The sequence below is a fragment of the Pseudomonas sp. RIT411 genome (assembly GCF_003057735.2).
In the GTDB taxonomy this organism is placed as follows: Bacteria; Pseudomonadota; Gammaproteobacteria; order Pseudomonadales; family Pseudomonadaceae; genus Chryseomonas; species Chryseomonas oryzihabitans.
This window is the reverse complement of the sequence record NZ_QBIZ02000020.1, coordinates 60,360-78,985: the sequence shown is the minus strand read 5'-3', so window position 1 is coordinate 78,985 and position 18,626 is coordinate 60,360. Positions and strand designations below refer to the sequence as shown.

The following is an 18,626-nucleotide window of genomic DNA, read 5'->3' as shown; positions in this document are numbered from 1 at the left end:
GAGCGGGAGAGTCTTGGGAAGGAGGCTGATCGATAGCGCGGCAGCATAGTCCGGATGTCGATGGCTGCCCCGGGCAAGGCACTGGAGGATTGCCGGCATCCCCCACGGCGAGAATCGGACAGACCTGGGGATTGCGCAGACAGAACAGTAGCAGGGCATAGGCCTGGGCCTGCGGCACGATCTCCAGATTGGCCTGCTGGTAGTCATCGAAGACTCTGGCGATGGCCATGCCGGTATAGCGCACCAGGCTCGGCATAGGCGGGATAGCCCACCGACTGCACGATAGGCATCGGTTAGCGCGGCTACCAGCACCGCCAGCGCCACGAATCAGATGTTGCCCTGGGCCATGAGCAGCATCATCGAAATCACCAGAATCACATAGGTGGTGAAGCCTAGGGTCAACACCCGCGGTTGGCCGAATCGATCGGACAGCCCATCCCATAACACCATCATAAGCGCGGCGAAGGCTGACGCCGCCCATAACCCAATTCACCTGCGCTTTGGAGCAGCGCTGACAGGGAGTCGATACCGCCCCTGTGCAAGGTACGCGCGCCTACCATTTGAAGGCATTTGCCTTGTAGATGCCTGAACAGTACGCTATATTTGCATATGTCATGCATATGCCAAGGGAGCAGATCATGCGTACCGTATCGATTTTCATGAATGGCAGGAATCAAGCAATCCGGCTGCCCCAGGACATGGCTTTTGATGGCATCGGCGAGCTCGAAATCTCGAAGGAGGGTGACGTCATCACCCTACGGCCTGCCCGCCCGTCCTGGACGTCTCTGGCGGAACTGCCTAAGGCTGACGCTGACTTCCTGCAGGAGCGCACCGCAGTGTCGAGTGATGAAGGCAGGTTCACTCTGTGACCACCTACATGCTCGATACCTGCATTTGCTCGTTCATCATGCGGGAGCATCCAGATGCTGTGATCAGACGCCTTGCTGCTGAGGTCGAGCGCGGCAATCGCATCGTGATTTCGGCCATTACTTACGCGGAAATGCGTTACGGCCAGATCGGCAAGAAAGCCTCACCCAAGCACAAGGTTCTGGTGGACGAGTTCGTTCGGCGACTGGACGCGGTGATCGCCTGGGACTTGCGCGCGGTCGATGCGACGGTTGAGGTCATGCGCCAGCTCAATACGGCGGGTACACCGATCGGGCCGAACGACACGGCCATTGCTGGGCATGCAATCGCTATCGGCTGCACCCTGGTGACCAACAATGTACGTGAGTTCAGCCGGGTCCCCGGCCTCGTGTATGAAGACTGGGTTTGATAGGTGTGACGTATTGCAATTGGCGATGTTTGTCGTCACTTGAACTGGCAGATTGCCAACGCAGCTGAGGGACTGGCTCCGATTGCCGAAGACATCTCAAACAGCCTGGCGGAGATCGTCACCGTTGCACAGCACAAAGATGGGGACCTGCATCGCACCCAGAGCGCCAGCATAGCGCTCTGCGGCATCAAACCTATCCGAACGCTTCAGGTCGCTGGTCCAGCACCAACATGTGCCCAGGATAGTGGGAGATGCAGTAGGCGCTTCGCAGCTGAGGCAGGACCTGCTGCGGCGTTACCCCGCACGCCCAGAACACCGGCACGTCGTCCGGGCCCATAGGCGGCACCACGCCAAAATCCGGCGCCTGTAGATCGGAGATGCCGAGCGCCTCATGATTGCCGATGTGCACAGGCGCGCCGTGCCCGCTGGGATAGCGTGCGGTCACCAACACTGCCTGACTGACCAGACCCTGGGGTACCGGTCGCATGCTCACTACTAGGGTGCCGCCCAGCGCGCCAGCCGGTGCATTGGGCAGCGTGGTGGTGTAGACCGGCGGTGCCGCGCTGCTGACCTCGATACCCGCGCGGCGCAACGGCGCGTCGAAGGTGTGGCTGCAGCCGAGCAGGATGAGCACGGAATCCTCCCGCCAGTAGGCTTCGATGTCCGTGGGCTCAGCCACCAGGTGGCCATGCTGCCAAACGCGATACCGCGGCAGCATGGTCCGGATATCAATGGCCGCCCCGGGCAAGGGCACCCGAGGATCTCCGGCATCCCCCACGGCGAGAATCGGACAGGCCTTAGGGTTGCGCAGACAGAACAGCAACAGCGCATAGGCCTGGGCCTGCGGCACGATCACCAGGTTGGCCTGCTGGTAGTCATCGAGCACGCCGGCGGTGGGAGTGGTCCATTCGCCCCGGGCAATCTGTGAGCGCAACTCGGCCGGCGTCACTGCAGTTCCTCCTTCGAGGTTTCGCGTACCAGGCGTAGCGTCACCAGGGCGATGACTGCGGCGGTGACCAGCAGGAAACCCGGCATCAGCAGGTTGCCGCTCTTGGCCATGAGCCAGGTCGCCAGATAAGGCGTGAGCCCCCCGCCGAGGATGGCGCCCAAATTGATGGCGATCGCCATGCCGGTATAGCGCACCCGGGTGGGAAATTGCTCGGCATAGGTGGGGTAGCCCACCGATTGCACGATGGGCATCGGTAGCGCGGCTACCAGCACCGCCAGCGCCGCGAGCCAGATGTTGCCTTGGGCCATGAGCAGCATCATGGGGATCACCAGCACCACATAGGCGGTGAAGCCCAGGGTCAGCACCCGCCGCCGACCTAGTCGATCCGACAGCCCGCCCCAGAACGGCATCATCAGCGCAGCGCACAGGCTGACGCCGGCCATGATCCAGTACACCTGCGCTTTGGGATAGCCAAGGTGAGTGGTCAGATAGAGGTTCATAAAGATCAGGCCGACCCAATAGCCGGCGTTCTGCCCCAGGGCTAGCAGCATGACCTTGAGGACTGCCGGGCGCTGCTCGGCCAGCACTTCACGCACCGGCGCCTTGGGTGGCTGTGATTTGGCAAGGAAGCGCTGGAACGCCGGCGTCTCCTCTACGTTGTGCCGTAGCACAGCGGACAGTGCCACCAGCGGTAGAGCCAGCAGGAAGGGCACACGCCAGCCCCAGGCCTGCATCGCTTCCGCGCCGGCAAGGGTGGTGGTGACGCCACAGACGATAGCGGCCAGCGAGCCGCCTAAGGCGACCCCTACCGGGGTGAAGGCGCCGAAGAAGCCCCGTCTGCCTTCAGGTGCCGATTCGGCGACAAAGGCAGCGGCGCCGATCACCTCGCCGCCGGCGAAAAAGCCCTGCACCAGGCGCAACGCGACCAGCAGCACCGGCGCCAACAAGCCGGCCTGGGCGGTAGTAGGCAGCAGGCCAATACCGGCGGTGGCCAGCCCCATGCCGATCACGGTAACCAGCAGCACTAGGCGCCGGCCGTGCCGGTCGCCCAGGCGCCCAAGCAGCACCCCGCCCAGGGGACGCACCAGGAAGGCGCTGCCGAACACCGCCAGCACCGCCAGCAACGCCGCGGTGGGATCGTCGCCAGGAAAGAACAGTGGCCCGAGGAAGGCCGCCATGAAGCCATAGACGCCAAATTCGTAGTACTCGATGGCGGTACCGGTGGCCGCAGCGGTTGCCGCGCGACGCGCCAGGCGTTCGGTATCGGCCTGGGATGCGGAGGCGGTGAGGGGGGGGAAGAGAGCACGCGAGACATGGACGTATCCTTCTGTAATGGGAACGTTGCTCAGCAGGGTGGGGCAAGGTCAGAACGGTCGGCGTCTGTCGCGCCGATCCGGGTGGTGTCAGGCGACGCTGGCGTCTCGCTCCAGCGCCGCCAGCAGACGCTCGCGGGCAAGATCCAGGCGCTGTGCTTCAGCGAGCTCAATGAAGGCGAAGGCGAGTACATCGCCGGGCACACACTGCGCCAGGCGTGGAAGGTCTACCTGGGCGACCTGGGCAATGCAGGGATAGCCGCCCGTGGTCTGCCGATCGGCCATGAGCACAATGGGCTGGCCATCCGGCGGCACCTGCACGGTGCCGAATGCGACCGCCTCGGACAGGCATTCACGGGGTGCAGCCAGCTGCAACGTGTGCCCCTGCAGGCGATAGCCCATGCGATCCGACTGAGGGGTGACGGTGAAGGGACTCTCGTGCAGCGCCGTCTGCGCGGCACCGGTAAAGGCGGTCCAGTCGCGACCCGGCACCAGCCGCAGCGGGGCGGCGCCGATCACATGCGCTAGGCTGTCCGGTATCAGCAGGCGCGGGGGATTGGCAAAGCTGCCCATCAGGGGCAGCAGATCACCCTTCTCCAGCCGGCGGCCATGCCAGCCACCAAAGCCGGCGTGCAGGTTGGTGGTGCGACTGCCCAGCACCCTCTCCAGGCGGAAGCCGCCGGCTACGGCCAGATAGGCGCGGGCGCCAGTGCGACGGCGCCCGAAACTGACCTGGTCGCCCTCTCGCAAGGTCCGCGTCTGGCCGGGTGGCCACGGCCGGCCATTCAGCGACGAACCCAGGTCCGCCCCGGTCAGGGCAAGACGGCAGCGACCATGGCAATGCAGCGTTGGCCCAAGCAGGGTGATCTCGAGCACCGGCGCGTCCGGCGCATTGCCGAGCAGGGCGTTGGCCAGGCGGTGGGATACCTCATCCATTGGTCCGCCCACCGGCACTCCCCATTGCTGGTAGCCTTGACGGCCGAGGTCTTGGAAGGTGGTGGCCAGGCCTGGGGTCAAGACTTCCAGGGTCATGGCCGCACCTCTTGCAAGGCGGCAAAGGTGGCCGCGTCAATCGGCACGCAGCGGATTCGATCGCCGGCGCGTAGCAGGCAGGCTTGTTCTGCCTGCGGATCGAACAGGCGCCAAGGCGTACGGCCGATCAGGGACCAGCCGCCTGGGAGAATTTGGGGATAGATAACGCTCTGTCGATTGGCCAGGCCCAGGCTGCCGGCCGGCACCCTGGTCCGGGGCATGCGGCGGCGTGGCAGGGCCAGGCGCTCGTCATAATGGCCAAGGTAGGGATGTCCAGGTGCGAAGCCGAGCATCAGCACCGTGACTTCGGCGCCATGCAGCGCGACGAGCTCCTCTTCAGAGAGTCCGCAGTCCGCGGCGGCTCCGGCGAGGTCCGGGCCGAATTCGCCGCCGTAGCAGACGGGGATCTCGATCAACCGCGGCGAGTGGGACTCGACCTTGTCGCTGTCGTCGAGCAGGAGCTGCAGCTGGGCGGCCAGGGCCGCGAACGGCGTCGGGTACCCCAGATGCTCCACTACCTGCCAGGGGCGATAGTGCACGCCGACGCTGGCCAGCGCCGGCACGATATCGCTCACACCGGGTAGGGCGCCCTGTGCCTGGCGCTCGCCCAGGTAGGCCGCGAGTGCGCCGAGGCGACGGCTCAGCGCTGCGGACGGGGCTGCGCTGGCCTCGATCACCAGCAGGCGCTCGCCGACCGGACGGATCCGCCATTCGAGTGTCGCAGAAGAGAGGGGCGCAGTAGTGCTCGCAGTTTTCACAGGAGTTACCGGCAGGCGAAGACATCATGGAAGGCGCGCCGGAATTCTCGAGGCTCCGGTCGCGAAGACTTCACGAGCGGCCAGGGCCGCCCGGCGTTATTTGGCGAACAGCTGGCTCATGTCCTTGAAGGCCTTGAACTCCAGGGCGTTGCCGCAGGGGTCGAAGAGAAACATGGTGGCCTGTTCGCCAACCTGGCCCTGGAAGCGGATATAGGGCTCGATAACGAACTTGGTTTCGCGGGCACGCAGGCGGTCGGCCAGGGCCTCCCACTCGTCCCAGCCCAGGATGATGCCGAAGTGCGGTACCGGCACATCGTGGCCGTCGACCGCGTTGGTGTGGGCCGCTTCCTGCGAGGGGGTCTTGGGGTGCTCGTGGATCACCAGCTGGTGGCCGTAAAAGTCGAAGTCGACCCAGTGCTCACTGGAGCGTCCCTCGGCAAGACCGAAGACATCACCGTAGAAGTGCCGTGCGGCTGCCAGGTCGTAGACCGGAATTGCCAGGTGAAAAGGGGACAGCGCCATGGGTGGAATCCTCGTGAGAAGGTGCGCCTTCATCTCACCCCATGTTTTCTTTCATCAAAAGCGCAATTTCTTGCCCGCGAGCAGTAAAAATTTTGTTGCTTCGCTGTCCGCTGACGAATGCCGAGGGCTCACATCGACTCGACCTGGTGGTGGGAGTTCTTCATCACCACTCCGCGGCGCTGGCGCCGGTGCCCTGGGCTGGCCACCGGGCTTGAGCGTCGTTCACCACCGGCCGTTGGCGTCGACGGGAGGGACCTGATCGCTTCCACGGCAGACAGGCACAAAAAAACCGCCCGAAGGCGGCTTTTCTGATGGGAATGCTCAGGCGGAATGCCTACGCTCGCTTGCTGGCGCCTTTTTCTTTTTGGCGTTCATCGAGCCAGCCAGGGCGCCACTGGGCTCCAGTTCAGCACCCCGGGTGACGGCAACGGCGAGCATCCGACGCTGCGAGACCGAGAGCTTGGAGCCAAGACGTGAATTGGCCAGCTCCCAAATCGCAGACAAGTGCTTGTCGTGAGCAGCGTTGCCGGATTCGACTGTATCGGAATTGGACATTTGCACCTCCGAGGGGCGTTGTCATTCATGCTAAGCCGGTTAGACAGCCTTTAGCTGACCGCGCGCGAGGCCTGCAGGCAGCTCAATTTCCTATCGCAGTTCTGCACGCGCCTCAGGCATGTGATGCACCTGCAGGATGGCTGTCGCGGTTGACCCTGCATAGGGAGCTGGTGCCTTCGTTGATTTAATGCCTAGTTAATCGATACCTGCCTGTCTCAGGACGTGTGCATCGTCTATCTAGGACAGCCCTAGCCGCCAAAGCGGTCCAGCAGGCTGTACCAGGCAACTCCGGCGCCTATGTAAAAACGCTGCAAGCGGTGCAGCGGGATGGGGCTCAAGGGGCTGAGCGGATAGGGGAAGTCCGCGCCAGCGTCTGTAAGGCGAGTCGCCATATGGCGTCCGAGGCTGGTACACAGGGCGATGCCGCGGCCATTGCAACCCAGGGCCAGGGTGACCCCCGGCGCCGGCTCGTGCAGGTGCGGCAAGAAATCACGGGTGATGGCGATGCGCCCCGCCCAGCGATGGCTGTAGCGCGGTTTGCCGAGTTGAGGGAAAAGTAATTCCAGGGAACGCTCCAGATGGGCGAAATCACCTGCGGCCTGGGGATCGTCGAAATGGCCACGACCGCCCATCAATAGCCGCCCCTCGGCATCGCGGCGCAGGTAGAGCAGCAAGCGTTGGGCGGTGGACGCGGTTTCGCCGCCCGGCAGGATGCTCGCCGCTGCCTCGCCGGTCAGGGGTTCGGTGGCGACGATGAAGCTGTTGGCGGCGAGGATGGTCCGCTCCAGGCCCGGCCAGAGCGCGCCAGTGTAGCCGTTGGTGGCGATCACCACCTGCTCGGCGCTGACCGAGGAACCGTCCGCCAGGCTGGCCTGCCAGCGTCCATCCCTAGAATGGAGGCCGGTGACCGGGCTGCGCTCGTGCAGGCGCGCGCCGGCCGCCTGAGCCGCCCAGACCAGGCCACGCAGATAGGACAGCGGCTGGATACCGCCGGCCCGGCCATCGCGCCAGCCGCCGGCGAAGGCCGTGGTGCCCATGCGGCTTTGCAGCGCCTCGGCGTCCAGGCAATCCGCGGGCACGCCACGGGCCTGCCACTTGCGGGCCCGGGCATGCAGCCCCGGCACGCCCTTGGCGGAGTAGGACACCTGCAGCCAGCCCTGGCGTACCGGGGCGCAGTCGATGCCATGGCGGGCGATGAGGTCGAAGACCAGGTCCGCGGCACCCGAGATGGCCGCGATCAGGGGCTCCGCTCGGGCCGGGCCGAATAGTCGCTCCAGTTCATCCGGATCGTACTTGAGGGTCGGATTGACCTGGCCACCGTTGCGCCCCGAAGCGCCCCAGCCCAGTTGATGAGCCTCCAGCAGGCAGACATCGACACCAGCCTCGGCCAGATGCAGGGCTGTGGAAAGACCTGTGTAGCCGCCGCCGATCACCAGGACGTCGGTGCGTTGAGTACCCTGGAGTGGCTGCAGGGGTGGGCCAGGGATGGCGGTAGCGGCCCATAACGAGGGCGGCAGCGGTTGTCCTGGGGCGAGACGAGCAGCGTCCATCAGTGCGCACTCCCGCTGGGTGTCAGGACCCGGCGCAGGAAGTCCTGGGTACGAGGATGCTCGGGCGCGCCGAGCACCTGCTCTGCCGGGCCGCTTTCGACGATGCGCCCGCCGTACAGAAAGCAGACGCGATCGGCCACCTCGCGGGCGAAGCCCATCTCGTGGGTTACCACCACCATGGTCATGCCATCGGCGGCCAGGTCGCGCATCACCTGCAGGACCTCGCCCACCAATTCGGGATCAAGCGCCGAGGTGGGTTCGTCGAACAGCATGGCGGCCGGCTTCATGGCCAGGGCACGAGCGATGGCCACCCGTTGTTGCTGGCCACCGGAAAGCTGGTCCGGATGGGCATCGGCCTTGGCCGCCAACCCAACCTTGTCGAGCAGCTGCAGTGCTTCCGCGCGGACCTGGGCGGCCGGCTCACGCTTGACGTACAGCGGCCCCTCCATGACGTTCTCTAATACGGTGCGATGGGGAAAGAGGTTGAAGCGCTGGAACACCATGCCCAGCCGGGTGCGCAGCGCCGGCGCGTCCCGATCGCCCCGGGCGATGCGGTCGCCGAACACGCGAATGTCGCCGCCCTCGTAGGACTCCAGGGCATTGATGCAGCGCAGGAGCGTGGACTTGCCGGAACCGGACGGACCGATTAGGCAGACCACCTCACCGGCCGCGATGGACAGGTCCACCCCGTGCAGCACGCTGAGGTCGCCATAGCGCTTGTGCAACGCCTGAACTTCGATCATCGGGTTTTCCTCGCACCGAAGCGCAGCTCGAGTCGGCGCAGGCCATACACCAGCGGCAGACTCATCAGCAGATAGAGCAGGGCGACCAGGGTGTAGACGGTCATGTTCTGGAAGGTGGAGGCGGCGATTAGCTGGCCCTGGCGGGTCATCTCGGCGACGGTGATGGTGGAGACCAGGGAGGAGTCTTTGAGCATCATCACCAGGATGTTGCCGTAGGGCGGCAGGGCGATGCGAAAGGCCTGGGGCAGCACCACCCGGCGCATCATCAGCAGCGATTTCATGCCCAGGGCCTCAGCCGCCTCGCGCTGGCCCTGTTCCACCGCGAGGATGCCCGCTCGAAAGTTCTCGGCGTGATAGGCGGAATAGGCGATGCCCATGCCGATCACTCCGGCCTGGAAGGCGCTCAGATGAACGCCCAGATCGGGCAACACGAAGTAGATGTAGAACAGCTGCACGATGATTGGCAGGCCGCGGATGACGTTGATCACCGTGCTGGCGGCCACGGACAGCAGCTTGATCGGCGACAACTTGCACAGCGCCAGGGCCAGGCCCAGCACGCTGCTTAGGACGAAGGACAGCACCGTGATCTGTACGGTGACCCAGGCGCCCTGCAGCAGCAGCGGCAGGAAGTCCCGGGCGTTCTGGAGAAAGTCGGCGAGATCCATGGAGCCTCCGCTCAGATGCCCCAGCGCTGCTGGATGGCCTGCAAGGTGCCGTCTGCCTTCAGGGTGGCGATGGCCTTGTTGAGGCGCTCGCGCAGCGCGGTATCGCCCTTGCGCAGCACGAAGCAAACATCGCCGGAACGACTGGGCCGATAGCCCGCGGCGAGCTTGACCCCGCGAAAGGCCTTTTGCTGGATCTGGTAGGCGAGTATCGGCTGGTCACCGATACCGGCCTTGACCCGGCCAACAGCGATGTCGCGCGCCATATCCGCTACGGAATCGTAGGTGCGGACTTCGCTGAAGATGCCGAGCTTGACCAGCATGTCGTAGAAGGTGGTTCCGGCCTGAACGCCGATGACCTGGCCCTTGAGAGCCGCCAGATCCGGATAGGGGCTCTGATCGTCTGCCGCCACCAGCAGACCTTCGCCATAGGCGTAGACCGGATCGCTGAAATCCACCACCTTGGCGCGCTCCTCGGTCTTGAGCATGCCCGCGGAGATGACATCGATCTTCTCGGCGGTCAGCGACGGGATCAGTGCAGCAAAGGAGTTTTGCTGGATCTCGACGGTGAGTCCTGCCGCCTTGGCGGCCGCTTCGATGCTGTCGATCATCATCCCCTGGATACTGCCGGTCTTGAGGTCAAGAAAGGTGAAGGGCGCACCTGTCGCGGTAGCCCCCACCTTAATCGATCTGGGTTCTTCGGCATGGGCCAGCGTCAGGGCGATTGTGGTGCCCAGTCCCAAGACGAGACGGCGGAGCAGGGTTGGCGAGCCTTTCATGGGGATTCTCCAGTGCGATGGATGAAGCGCTCTGGAGTAAAGGCAATCCCTATGCCAATAACGATATCTATGAATCGTTTTGTGATTTTACAAATCTACAAATCGATTTTTATAAATCGATATCCGATTTACTGGCCTGGAATTTGCCTAGGTCAACCTACCTGATACCTGCGAGCGAAATCATGCTGGAACCCCGATCGGAGCTGTTCAATCAATCCCTGGAGAAGGGCCTGGCGGTGCTTAAGGCCTTTAACGCCCAGCGCCGTACCTTGAACCTAGCCGAGGTGGCCGAGGCGGCGGACATGACCAAGAGTTCGGCGCAGCGCATGGTGGTTACCCTGGAGACCCTGGGTTACCTGAGGAAACAGACGCGCACCCGGCGGTATCAGCTGACACCTCGAGTGCTGGAGCTGGGCTTCAACTATCTGGAGGCGCATCCGCTGATCGAAGTCGCCAATCCCTTTCTTGCCGAGCTGACGCGGATCACCGGTGAAACCTGCTGTCTCACCGAGCCGGTAGGGGACGAGATGGTGTACGTCGCGCGCTTTCTCAGTGCTGGCTTCGTTCCGGTGCACATGCCTATCGGCAGCCGCGTGCCGCAATATTGCACCGGATCGGGGCGTGCCTACCTGAGCGCACTGCCGGAGGTCGAAGCGCGAGAGCAACTGGAGCGAATGAATCGTCGGATACATACCCCCACGACGCTCACTGCCGTTACCGACATCCTGAACAATCTCGCGCAGACGCGGCAGCAGGGCTATGCCGTGAACGCCGAGGAGTTGTTCCTGGGTGACATGACGCTGGCTGCCCCCATCATTGATGGCGCTGGCCGGCCGGTGGCCGCCGTCCATGTGGTGGCGCCCACCAGTCGCTGGAGTCGCGCGGATGCCGAGCGGCAACTGGCGCCGGCACTATTGCAATGCACTCGCGCCCTGAGCGGCTCAGCTCGAGTATTGGAATAGGAGTTTTGTGTTTAGGGTGTTGCTGTCTTCTGCAACAGATTCCATTCGTGCCCGATAAGCGGTTCAGGAAACGGGGCCCGACTGTCAATGATGAACTGGCTAAGTGCCTCCCCAACTTATTCGTTGGGGAGGCACTTTATAGTCAGCCGATGGGCAGTTCACCCGTCACGATGGCGGTGCCGATGAACAGGCTGAACATCAGTGCCCACCACTTGAAGAATTCCTTCTGGTACTCGCCGAAGGTCATTTCCGTACGATTCATCAGCAGGAACAGCCAGGCGACGGTCAGACTCGCATAACGCAGGGCCTGACTCATGAAGGAGGCCACGCCGATCTCGGTGGGGATGATGCCGAACTGATAGGCGATGGGCGCCACCACCGGCAGGATGCCGAAGTAGTAGGCGTCCACCGGCAGCGCATAGCAGGCGATGGCGCTGAGGAGGGCAAAGGCCAGCGCCGTGTGGCTGTCCATGGACTCGGGAATGAGCCCGGCGATGCTGTTGGCCACCGTGGCGGCCATGCCGCTGCCGTTGAAGACGCCGAGGAAGCAGCCCGCCGCCAGAATGATGGACGCGACGGAGACGGCGTCACCGCCATTAGCCGTGATGCGATCGTACTGTTCGGTGGCGCTGTAGTTCACGGCCAGGTCGATGGCGGTTCCCAGCATGAAAACGATGGCGCCACTGGCCCAGCCGGCCAGCAGCGTGACCAGCATGATCACGGTCAGCGCCAGGTTGAACAGGAAGAGGCGGGGGCGCTTGAATTCCCGGTCGTTCTCCTGAATGACGGTGACCATGTCCTCGATCTGCTGCGGCGTGACGATGGCGCGTTCGCCGGGGGATGTAGCCGAGCCGCGCGCGTTCATTGCGCCCCATCAGATAGGCCATGCAGAACACATAATAGCGATTCTCACCATCCGCCGATCCAAGAATGGATGCGGCGGATGGTAGTTATCTCGCAGCTTCGTGCTAGGTCACGCGCGGAGTATCAAGGTTGTGATGTCGGTGTGACGCAGCATGTGGGAGGTCTGGCTGCCCAGCAGGAAGCGCCTGGCGGCGGAATGGCTGTAGGCACCCATCACCAGCAGGTCGGCCCGAGTGGTATGCACCCGGTCTGGAATCGCCTCCTCCGGATGCCCGGCAACGAGCTGTGTCGTCAGCGTGCTGCCACAGGACCTCAAGAGATCCGCAGCGGCTTCCAGTCCGGCCAGCCGGGCCGGGGTGGTGTCGCCGACCTGCAGGATCTCGCCCTCGAGCCCTGACAGCAGCAGACTCTTGGCGACGCGTAACAGCCCCTGGTGAGTGGTTTCGCTGCCATCGTAGGCTACCAGAAAGCGGCGGGGCTCGATGAAATCGGCAGCGCATACCAGGATGGGCTTGTGCAGCATCCGCACTACCGTTTCCAGCTGGCTGCCGATCCCACGGCTGCCGGAGTGCTCACCGCGCTTGCCGATCACCAGCACGCCCAGCTCCGCCTCCAGTTCGCGTAGGGTATCCGCCAGATAGTCATGGCGCTGGAGCGTCGTCGGCGCCGTCGCCACACCCCGCTCCTGCAAACGCTGCAGGGCCCCGGCCAGCAGCGCCTCGCCGTCGGCCCGCGCCAGGCGGGCACGCTGCTCGTCCAGCCGGGCCAGCGCTTCGAGCAGGTGCTCGCGCGAGCGGAGGCCGATGGCGCCGCTGGTGTCAGGTGAAGTCGGATAGAGGCTGCGTTCCAGGACGTGCAGCAGGGTGATCGGCAGCGCCAGGCGGTGGGCCAGCCAGGCGCTGTGGTCGCAGACGCTGCCCGCCAGGGGCGAGCCGTCGATACAGGCGATGATCTTGCTCATGGGTGTCTCTCCTCAATGGCCCAGCAGTTCGCTGCCGGCCCCTGGCTTGTCGTGGATGCCGAAGCGATCGACCAGGGTCGCGCTGGCCTGGTCGAGGTCGAGCACTTGCACGGTCACGCCTTCCCGGCGATACCTGAGCACGACCTTGTCCAGGGCGGCGACGGCGGTGATGTCCCAGAACTGGGCCGCCTTGAGGTCGATGCGCACTTCGTCGAGCACCTCCTTGAAATCGAAGGCGGCGAGGAAGGCTGCGGTGGACGAGAAGAACACCTGGCCCTGTACCTCGTAGCGGCGTACGCCGGGCGCCTCCAGGCGGGACGTGATGGTCAGCTGGTGCCCCACCTTGTTGGCAAAGAACAGCGAGGCCAGCAAGACCCCGACCAGGACGCCGAGCGCCAGGTTGTGGGTAGCGACCACGACCACCACGGTGGCCACCATCACCAGGTTGGTGGAGAGCGGATGGCGTCGCAGATTGCGGATCGAATCCCAGCTGAAGGTGCCGATGGAAACCATGATCATCACCGCGACCAGGGCCGCCATGGGGATGCGCGCGAGCCAGTCGCCAAGGAATACCACCATCAGCAGCAGGAAGACGCCCGCACAGAGGGTGGACAGCCGCGTGCGGCCACCTGACTTCATGTTGATCACCGACTGGCCGATCATGGCGCAGCCCGCCATGCCACCCAGCAGACCCGCGGCGATGTTGGCGATCCCCTGACCCTTGCACTCGCGATTCTTGTCGCTGGGCGTGTCGGTGAGGTCATCGACGATGGTGGCGGTCATCAGCGACTCCAGCAGCCCCACCACGGCCAATGCCAGGGAATAGGGCAGGATGATCAGCAGGGTGTCGAGGGTCAGGGGCACCTGCGGCCAGAGCAGCACCGGCAGGGTATCGGGCAGCTGTCCCATGTCACCCACCGTGCGGATATCCAGCCCCAAGGCGAGGGAGACGCCCGTCAGCACCAGGATGCACACCAGCGGTGACGGCAGCAGCCGGCCCACCACCGGCAACAAGGGGAACAGATAGATGATGCCCAACCCGGCGGCGGTCATGGCGTAGACCTCCCAGCCGACATGGGTCAGCTCGGGCAACTGGGCCAGGAAGATCAGGATCGCCAGGGCATTGACGAACCCCGTGACCACGGATCGGGACACGAAGCGCATCAGCGCGCCCAGGCGTAGATAGCCGGCGGCGATCTGCAGCACCCCGGTAAACAGGGTGGCGGCCAGCAGGTACTGCAGGCCGTGTTCCTTGACCAGGGTCACCATCAGCAGCGCCATGGCGCCCGTGGCCGCCGAGATCATCCCCGGTCGACCGCCGACGAAGGCGATCACCACGGCGATGCAGAAGGAGGCGTAGAGCCCTACCTTGGGATCGAGCCCGGCGATGATGGAAAAGGCGATGGCTTCCGGGATGAGCGCCAGGGCGACCACCAGGCCGGACAGCACATCGTTCTTCACATTGGAGAACCAATGCGTCTTGAGGGTATGCAACATAGACAACTCGCACCTGTGCCTGACCCGTCGAGCGAGTGGCAGACGCCGGATCAGGCGTTGATTTCAGGGTGGGCAGCCGCCACGTCGCGGGCACGACAGGACGGCAGAGGTCCTTGCAACAGCGCAAGGACAAGGTAGGTGCGAGCTATGGGGGACTGACTTCGCAGTACGATTGCAGTAGGTGCATATCGCAATACTAGCCGATCTGCAGTGAGTACTGCACCTGCGTCGGGACCAGCGGCCTGGTACAAATGAAGCCACTGCCCACTCATCAAGCGCTACGGCATCCTACGTGCCGCAATGGAAAACGATGTATTTGAGGACTACCGGCAAACGTCAATCGCACTAGGAAGCGGATAGACGGCAGTGATCGCACGCGGAAGATGTGCTATCAAAGTGCGATCGTTCTCAACATGCAGGGATAGCAGCTATGGATCGAGTGATCGCTCAGATTTCACAGACGATGGATTGGGAAGACCTCATTGCGCTAGAGCGCACCTTGGCAAACAGGGACCTCATCGACGAAGACGTTCGAACTGAACTGGATCGTCATGCGCATATGCTAGCCCGACGCTACTTGATAAAAAGAGGCAAGTTAGACAGCGCTCCTTTCTCCGCAGCTGAGGAGGAAACGCTAGATGTCCTTGCTGCCGCAGTTGTGGTCTTGCGGCGCTCCCAGCAACTCCCTCACAACATAGTCAAATGCCTTCGTACTGGCGGGTTGATCGGCACTGTGGAGCACAGCGTTCGCCATTCCAGTGGCTTGCAATACAGTGCGAACCTCGAAGAGGACGGTGTCACGCGAAGCCTGCTAGAGGCAATAGTGATCCAGCATCCCGTTGAATTCGATGCCGACATCGTGAAAGCCGCGAGCTTACGTACTGGGCAGCCCTTAGAAGAGCTCCTTAAGGCGGTTAGCTGAAAGCGTTGTTTGACCGGACTGCAGACGCGTGGGACGGACTCAATTAAATCGAGCGCTGATAGAAGACCGACCGACTCACGCATTAGATATGCGAGTGGGAAATGATAGAGGCCTCTACTTCAGCGCCATCATGCGGCCTAGGCCGCTGGATATGGCCAACGATAGTTACCTTCGAAACCGGCCAATCTGTCCACTGAGGTCTATTGCAAGTTCCGACGTCTGTTAGCTCGCCCAGGTTTGCTCAGCGCCTGCCGCCGTCGTCACGCGTTAGGCGGGCACACCACTCGTCGAGCGGGACTGGCCATGACTGCTCTTGTCGCTTTGGATAACAACCACCATTTGTTTGAAGATAACCTCAGGGATTCTGATGAGATCTAATGGGAATGAATCTGTTTGGCGTTGAGTCAGCTGACCTCGGCGTGAGAGTTCTCGATAGATGAAAAAAAACCACCCCGAGGGGTGGCAAATGCGAACAACGAGGTGCCACGCGGCGCGACGGACTCAGTGCAGCCTGGCCTCCACCGAGTCGGCCAGGCGGGTGAGGATGAGACAGCAGGACACGGCGCCGGCATCCAGTACGCCGAGGGAGCGCTCGCCCAGGCGGCTGGCGCGGCCGATGCGAGCCACTAGGTCCCGGGTAGAGTCGCGTCCTTGAGAGGCTGCACGCTTCATGGCCTGTAGCGCGTCATGGAAGCTGGCGCCCTGAGCCACGGCATCCTCGAAGGTATCGACCGCCGGGATCAGTGCATCCATCAGGCACTTGTCGCCGACGCCGGCTTCGCTGATGTCTTGAATAGACGACAGGCCACCGCGCAGTAGCTGGGCAAAGGTATCGGCATCTATCTCGGCTTTGCCGCGCACCTGGTCAGCCATGCCGATGAACAGGCTGCCGTATAGCGGGCCCATGGAGCCGCCGATGCCTTCCATCAGCGCCAGGGTCAGTTCGTCTAACGCCTCGGCCAGGGTCAACTGACGGCCGGCCATGGCCTTCCCGCAGCGAGAGAAACCCTTGGCCATGTTGATGCCGTGATCGCCATCGCCGATGGCACCGTCCACTTCACTGAGGTATTCACGATTGGCGACGATGACGTCTACCAGGTCATTGATAATGGGGGTGCCCTCGGCACCGGAGAACGACTGCTGCATGGCGTTCACTCCGTCTGGGTTAGGCCGATGGAACGGCAGGGGTGGTCGATCAGCCGGGCCAGCTCCTCGTCCACGCCCAGCACGCTCAGGGTCACGCCCATCATCTCCAGGGACGTGAAATAGTTGCCGACGTAGCGGCGATGCACACGTAGCCCACGGGCCTCCAGTAACCGCGCGACTTCGGCGTAAAAGATGTACAACTCCATAATCGGTGTTGCTCCCAGGCCGGAGACCAGCACCACAACCCCTTCGTCCTGGCTAAAGTCGCGATCGGCCAGGACGGGTTCCAGCATGCGCGCCGCCATCTGCTTCGCCGGCTCGATAGGTACCACGGCGATGCCCGGCTCGCCGTGGTGGCCGATGCCCAGTTCCATCTGGCCGTCGGCGATCTGAAAGTTCGGCTTGCCCACCGCGGCGATGGTGCAGGGCGTTAGCCCTACGCCGATGGAGCGGCAGTTGGCGACAGCCTTTTGCGCCACGCGGATGACGCCGTCCAGATCATAGCCTTCGGCCGCGGCGGCGCCGCCGACCTTCCACATGAAGATCTCGCCGGCCACACCGCGGCGTTTGGCGATTTCCTCCTTGGGCGCCGAGGCTACGTCGTCGTTGGCTACCACCGTCCTGATCTGCAGGCCGCGACTGACGGCCATCTTCATCGCCAGCTTCACGTTCATGTTATCGCCGGCATAGTTACCGTACAGGCAGGCGATCCCGGCGCCGCGATCGGCGGCGTGGAAGGCATCGAGAAAGCTCTTGGCAGTGGGTGAGGAAAAGATCTCGCCAACTGCTACGGCGTCTACCAGACCGGGGCCGACATAGCCGAGAAAGGCCGGCTCATGGCCGGAACCACCTCCGGTCACTACACCGACGCGGCCCTCCGGCGTCTCCTGTGCGGTGCGGATCACCCGCGGATTGTCGCCGGCCTGGGCCAGCTCCGGATGGGCGAGGAGGATACCCTCCAGCATGTCCTCCACCACCAGATCCGGATCGTTGATCACTCGATTCATAGCATCTCCTTGTTCTCGATACCAAGACCACTTAGGGCTTGAGCACAACCTTGAGAGATTGGTCGCCGCGCTCCATGGTCTCGAAGGCTTCCTTGAAGTCGGCTAGCGGAAAAGTGTGGGTAACGATGCCGCGTACATCGATTTTGCGCTGACCTATGAAATCGATGGCCCGCGGGTACATGTAGGGGCCCAGGTGGGAGCCGAGTACGTCCAGCTCCTTGCGATCTCCAATGATCGACCAGTCCACTGTTGCCTCGTCGTTGAAGACGCTGAACTCGACGAAGCGACCAAGCTTGCGCAGCATCGCCAGACCCTGGTTGACCGCTCGGTGATGGCCAGTCGCTTCTATATAGATGTCGCACCCGTAACCATCAGTGATGGCGTGGATCTTCTCCAAGACGTTATCAAAAAAGGGGTTCCACACCTCGTCAGCCCCCATGCGGAAGGCCAGTTCGGCACGGTCCGATCTCATATCCAGCACAATCAATTTCTTTGGATTGCGCAGCCGTACGGCGCCGATGATGCCTAGGCCGAGGGTGCCGGCCCCGGCCACCACCACCACGTCGTCCAGGCCGACGTTGGCGCGATCCGCCGCATGCAGTGAGCAGGACAGCGGCTCGATGAGAATCGCTTCCTCCGGTGGGATATCGTCAGGTACCGGGTGCACGATGGCCTCGCGGGTGAAGATCATGTACTCGGCCATGGCGCCCTGGACGTTATTCTGGAAGCCGTATAGATCGTGCTTCTGGCACATCCAGTACTGGCCATGGTTGCAGAAGCGGCAACCCCAGCAGGGCACGATCTGCTCGGAAATCACCCGGTCGCCTACCTGCACGCCGCGTTTCTCCGCACCGGGCCCGAGGGCCACCACCCGGCAGACGAATTCGTGGCCGGGAATCATCGGTGGCTTCACGTAACGCGGTTGCTCGGCGTCGCCCCAGAAGGAGGGCGCGCCGCGGTAGGTCTTGATATCGCCCATGCAGATACCGCACAGCTCGACGCGGGTAAGTATCTCGTCCGGGCCAGGTACCGGCACCGGTACCTGTTCCAGGCGATAGTCCTCGGGGCCATGGCAGACCACTGCCTTCATGATCTTGGGCAAAGCGTTCTCGAAAGCGCTGGACATGA

The 18,626-nt window shown here is 63.4% G+C and carries 20 protein-coding genes and 1 pseudogene; 4 read left to right on the top strand and 17 right to left on the bottom strand.

The features are described 5' to 3' along the window. Positions 1 to 229 (bottom strand): annotated as a pseudogene (locus tag DBY63_RS25110) (hypothetical protein); the annotation flags it as partial. A 409-nt stretch (positions 230 to 638) separates the two neighbouring features. On the opposite strand from DBY63_RS25110, the gene vapB reads away from it, so the two are divergent. Together vapB and DBY63_RS21390 are read left to right on the top strand one after the other, a co-directional pair. Further along, positions 639 to 869, top strand: a complete 231-nt coding sequence (gene vapB, locus DBY63_RS21395) for a type II toxin-antitoxin system VapB family antitoxin (protein WP_108576270.1) — start codon at positions 639 to 641, stop codon at positions 867 to 869. Then, on the top strand, positions 866 to 1,276 hold the full coding sequence (locus DBY63_RS21390) for a type II toxin-antitoxin system VapC family toxin (protein WP_108576268.1): 411 nt from the start codon (positions 866 to 868) through the stop codon (positions 1,274 to 1,276). Before vapB ends, DBY63_RS21390 begins: the two co-directional genes overlap by 4 nt. A 193-nt stretch (positions 1,277 to 1,469) precedes the next feature. Here DBY63_RS21390 and DBY63_RS21385 read toward each other — a convergent pair whose 3' ends face one another. From DBY63_RS21385 to DBY63_RS21345, 10 genes are all read right to left on the bottom strand, one after another. Next, positions 1,470 to 2,225 carry a DUF1445 domain-containing protein gene (locus DBY63_RS21385; protein ID WP_108582806.1) on the bottom strand — a complete coding sequence of 252 codons (756 nt, stop codon included), beginning with the start codon at positions 2,223 to 2,225 and terminating at the stop codon, positions 1,470 to 1,472. Next, entirely contained in the window at positions 2,222 to 3,403 is a 1,182-nt protein-coding gene (locus tag DBY63_RS21380) for an MFS transporter (protein WP_256594479.1), read from the bottom strand. Before DBY63_RS21380 ends, DBY63_RS21385 begins: the two co-directional genes overlap by 4 nt. A 225-nt stretch (positions 3,404 to 3,628) precedes the next feature. Beyond that, entirely contained in the window at positions 3,629 to 4,570 is a 942-nt protein-coding gene (locus DBY63_RS21375) for a biotin-dependent carboxyltransferase family protein (RefSeq protein WP_108576265.1), read from the bottom strand. Continuing rightward, positions 4,567 to 5,328, bottom strand: coding sequence for a 5-oxoprolinase subunit PxpB (gene pxpB / locus DBY63_RS21370; RefSeq protein ID WP_108576264.1), 762 nt, complete (start codon positions 5,326 to 5,328; stop codon positions 4,567 to 4,569). Before pxpB ends, DBY63_RS21375 begins: the two co-directional genes overlap by 4 nt. 96 nt (positions 5,329 to 5,424) lie before the next feature. Beyond that, positions 5,425 to 5,850, bottom strand: coding sequence for a VOC family protein (locus DBY63_RS21365; protein WP_108576263.1), 426 nt, complete (start codon positions 5,848 to 5,850; stop codon positions 5,425 to 5,427). A gap of 321 nt (positions 5,851 to 6,171) precedes the next feature. Beyond that, positions 6,172 to 6,405, bottom strand: coding sequence for a hypothetical protein (locus DBY63_RS24820; RefSeq protein WP_108576262.1), 234 nt, complete (start codon positions 6,403 to 6,405; stop codon positions 6,172 to 6,174). Between the two features lie 248 nt (positions 6,406 to 6,653). After that, positions 6,654 to 7,955: an FAD-binding oxidoreductase gene (locus DBY63_RS21360; RefSeq protein ID WP_108576261.1), complete on the bottom strand. Its 1,302-nt coding sequence runs from the start codon at positions 7,953 to 7,955 to the stop codon at positions 6,654 to 6,656. Next, entirely contained in the window at positions 7,955 to 8,698 is a 744-nt protein-coding gene (locus tag DBY63_RS21355; protein ID WP_108576260.1) for an amino acid ABC transporter ATP-binding protein, read from the bottom strand. Before DBY63_RS21355 ends, DBY63_RS21360 begins: the two co-directional genes overlap by 1 nt. Beyond that, positions 8,695 to 9,363, bottom strand: coding sequence for an amino acid ABC transporter permease (locus DBY63_RS21350; protein WP_108576259.1), 669 nt, complete (start codon positions 9,361 to 9,363; stop codon positions 8,695 to 8,697). Before DBY63_RS21350 ends, DBY63_RS21355 begins: the two co-directional genes overlap by 4 nt. A gap of 11 nt (positions 9,364 to 9,374) precedes the next feature. After that, positions 9,375 to 10,139, bottom strand: coding sequence for an ABC transporter substrate-binding protein (locus DBY63_RS21345; RefSeq protein ID WP_108576258.1), 765 nt, complete (start codon positions 10,137 to 10,139; stop codon positions 9,375 to 9,377). A gap of 182 nt (positions 10,140 to 10,321) precedes the next feature. Here DBY63_RS21345 and DBY63_RS21340 point away from each other — a divergent pair, with 182 nt between their 5' ends. Beyond that, positions 10,322 to 11,101 (top strand): IclR family transcriptional regulator, encoded by a 780-nt coding sequence (locus DBY63_RS21340; RefSeq protein ID WP_007158782.1) that lies wholly within the window; start codon positions 10,322 to 10,324, stop codon positions 11,099 to 11,101. A 142-nt stretch (positions 11,102 to 11,243) separates the two neighbouring features. Here the strand turns inward: DBY63_RS21340 and DBY63_RS21335 are convergent, their stop codons facing one another. From DBY63_RS21335 to DBY63_RS21325, 3 genes are all read right to left on the bottom strand, one after another. Next, entirely contained in the window at positions 11,244 to 11,966 is a 723-nt protein-coding gene (locus DBY63_RS21335) for an SLC13 family permease (RefSeq protein WP_108576257.1), read from the bottom strand. A gap of 108 nt (positions 11,967 to 12,074) precedes the next feature. Then, a complete protein-coding gene (locus DBY63_RS21330; protein ID WP_108576256.1) occupies positions 12,075 to 12,926 on the bottom strand; it encodes a universal stress protein in 852 nt (283 codons plus the stop codon). A gap of 12 nt (positions 12,927 to 12,938) precedes the next feature. Beyond that, entirely contained in the window at positions 12,939 to 14,423 is a 1,485-nt protein-coding gene (locus DBY63_RS21325; protein ID WP_108576255.1) for a SulP family inorganic anion transporter, read from the bottom strand. A 430-nt stretch (positions 14,424 to 14,853) separates the two neighbouring features. Between DBY63_RS21325 and DBY63_RS21320 the strand changes: the two genes are divergently transcribed. Then, the gene (locus tag DBY63_RS21320; protein WP_108576254.1) at positions 14,854 to 15,345 is read left to right on the top strand and encodes a hypothetical protein; all 492 of its coding nucleotides are present in this window, start codon (positions 14,854 to 14,856) and stop codon (positions 15,343 to 15,345) included. Between the two features lie 501 nt (positions 15,346 to 15,846). On the opposite strand, the gene dhaL is transcribed toward DBY63_RS21320, so the two are convergent. From dhaL to DBY63_RS21305, 3 genes are read right to left on the bottom strand one after another with little or no spacing between them, the layout of a single operon-like run. Beyond that, positions 15,847 to 16,491 (bottom strand): dihydroxyacetone kinase subunit DhaL, encoded by a 645-nt coding sequence (dhaL, locus tag DBY63_RS21315; RefSeq protein WP_108576253.1) that lies wholly within the window; start codon positions 16,489 to 16,491, stop codon positions 15,847 to 15,849. Between the two features lie 5 nt (positions 16,492 to 16,496). Then, positions 16,497 to 17,498, bottom strand: a complete 1,002-nt coding sequence (locus DBY63_RS21310; RefSeq protein WP_108576252.1) for a dihydroxyacetone kinase subunit DhaK — start codon at positions 17,496 to 17,498, stop codon at positions 16,497 to 16,499. 31 nt (positions 17,499 to 17,529) lie between these two features. Next, positions 17,530 to 18,624 (bottom strand): alcohol dehydrogenase catalytic domain-containing protein, encoded by a 1,095-nt coding sequence (locus DBY63_RS21305; RefSeq protein ID WP_108576251.1) that lies wholly within the window; start codon positions 18,622 to 18,624, stop codon positions 17,530 to 17,532. Positions 18,625 to 18,626: the final 2 nt, after the last annotated feature.

Bases quoted from the DNA above. Each gene is read 5' to 3' on its own strand.
- vapB (WP_108576270.1), top strand. From the start codon at position 639: ATGCGTACCGTATCGATTTTCATGAATGGCAGGAATCAAGCAATCCGG.
- DBY63_RS21380 (WP_256594479.1), bottom strand. From the start codon at position 3,403: ATGGCGGCCTTCCTCGGGCCACTGTTCTTTCCTGGCGACGATCCCACC.
- DBY63_RS21375 (WP_108576265.1), bottom strand. From the start codon at position 4,570: ATGACCCTGGAAGTCTTGACCCCAGGCCTGGCCACCACCTTCCAAGAC.
- DBY63_RS21365 (WP_108576263.1), bottom strand. From the start codon at position 5,850: ATGGCGCTGTCCCCTTTTCACCTGGCAATTCCGGTCTACGACCTGGCA.
- DBY63_RS24820 (WP_108576262.1), bottom strand. From the start codon at position 6,405: ATGTCCAATTCCGATACAGTCGAATCCGGCAACGCTGCTCACGACAAG.
- DBY63_RS21360 (WP_108576261.1), bottom strand. From the start codon at position 7,955: ATGGACGCTGCTCGTCTCGCCCCAGGACAACCGCTGCCGCCCTCGTTA.
- DBY63_RS21355 (WP_108576260.1), bottom strand. From the start codon at position 8,698: ATGATCGAAGTTCAGGCGTTGCACAAGCGCTATGGCGACCTCAGCGTG.
- DBY63_RS21350 (WP_108576259.1), bottom strand. From the start codon at position 9,363: ATGGATCTCGCCGACTTTCTCCAGAACGCCCGGGACTTCCTGCCGCTG.
- DBY63_RS21345 (WP_108576258.1), bottom strand. From the start codon at position 10,139: ATGAAAGGCTCGCCAACCCTGCTCCGCCGTCTCGTCTTGGGACTGGGC.
- DBY63_RS21340 (WP_007158782.1), top strand. From the start codon at position 10,322: ATGCTGGAACCCCGATCGGAGCTGTTCAATCAATCCCTGGAGAAGGGC.
- DBY63_RS21335 (WP_108576257.1), bottom strand. From the start codon at position 11,966: ATGAACGCGCGCGGCTCGGCTACATCCCCCGGCGAACGCGCCATCGTC.
- DBY63_RS21330 (WP_108576256.1), bottom strand. From the start codon at position 12,926: ATGAGCAAGATCATCGCCTGTATCGACGGCTCGCCCCTGGCGGGCAGC.
- DBY63_RS21325 (WP_108576255.1), bottom strand. From the start codon at position 14,423: ATGTTGCATACCCTCAAGACGCATTGGTTCTCCAATGTGAAGAACGAT.
- DBY63_RS21320 (WP_108576254.1), top strand. From the start codon at position 14,854: ATGGATCGAGTGATCGCTCAGATTTCACAGACGATGGATTGGGAAGAC.
- dhaL (WP_108576253.1), bottom strand. From the start codon at position 16,491: ATGCAGCAGTCGTTCTCCGGTGCCGAGGGCACCCCCATTATCAATGAC.
- DBY63_RS21310 (WP_108576252.1), bottom strand. From the start codon at position 17,498: ATGAATCGAGTGATCAACGATCCGGATCTGGTGGTGGAGGACATGCTG.
- DBY63_RS21305 (WP_108576251.1), bottom strand. From the start codon at position 18,624: ATGTCCAGCGCTTTCGAGAACGCTTTGCCCAAGATCATGAAGGCAGTG.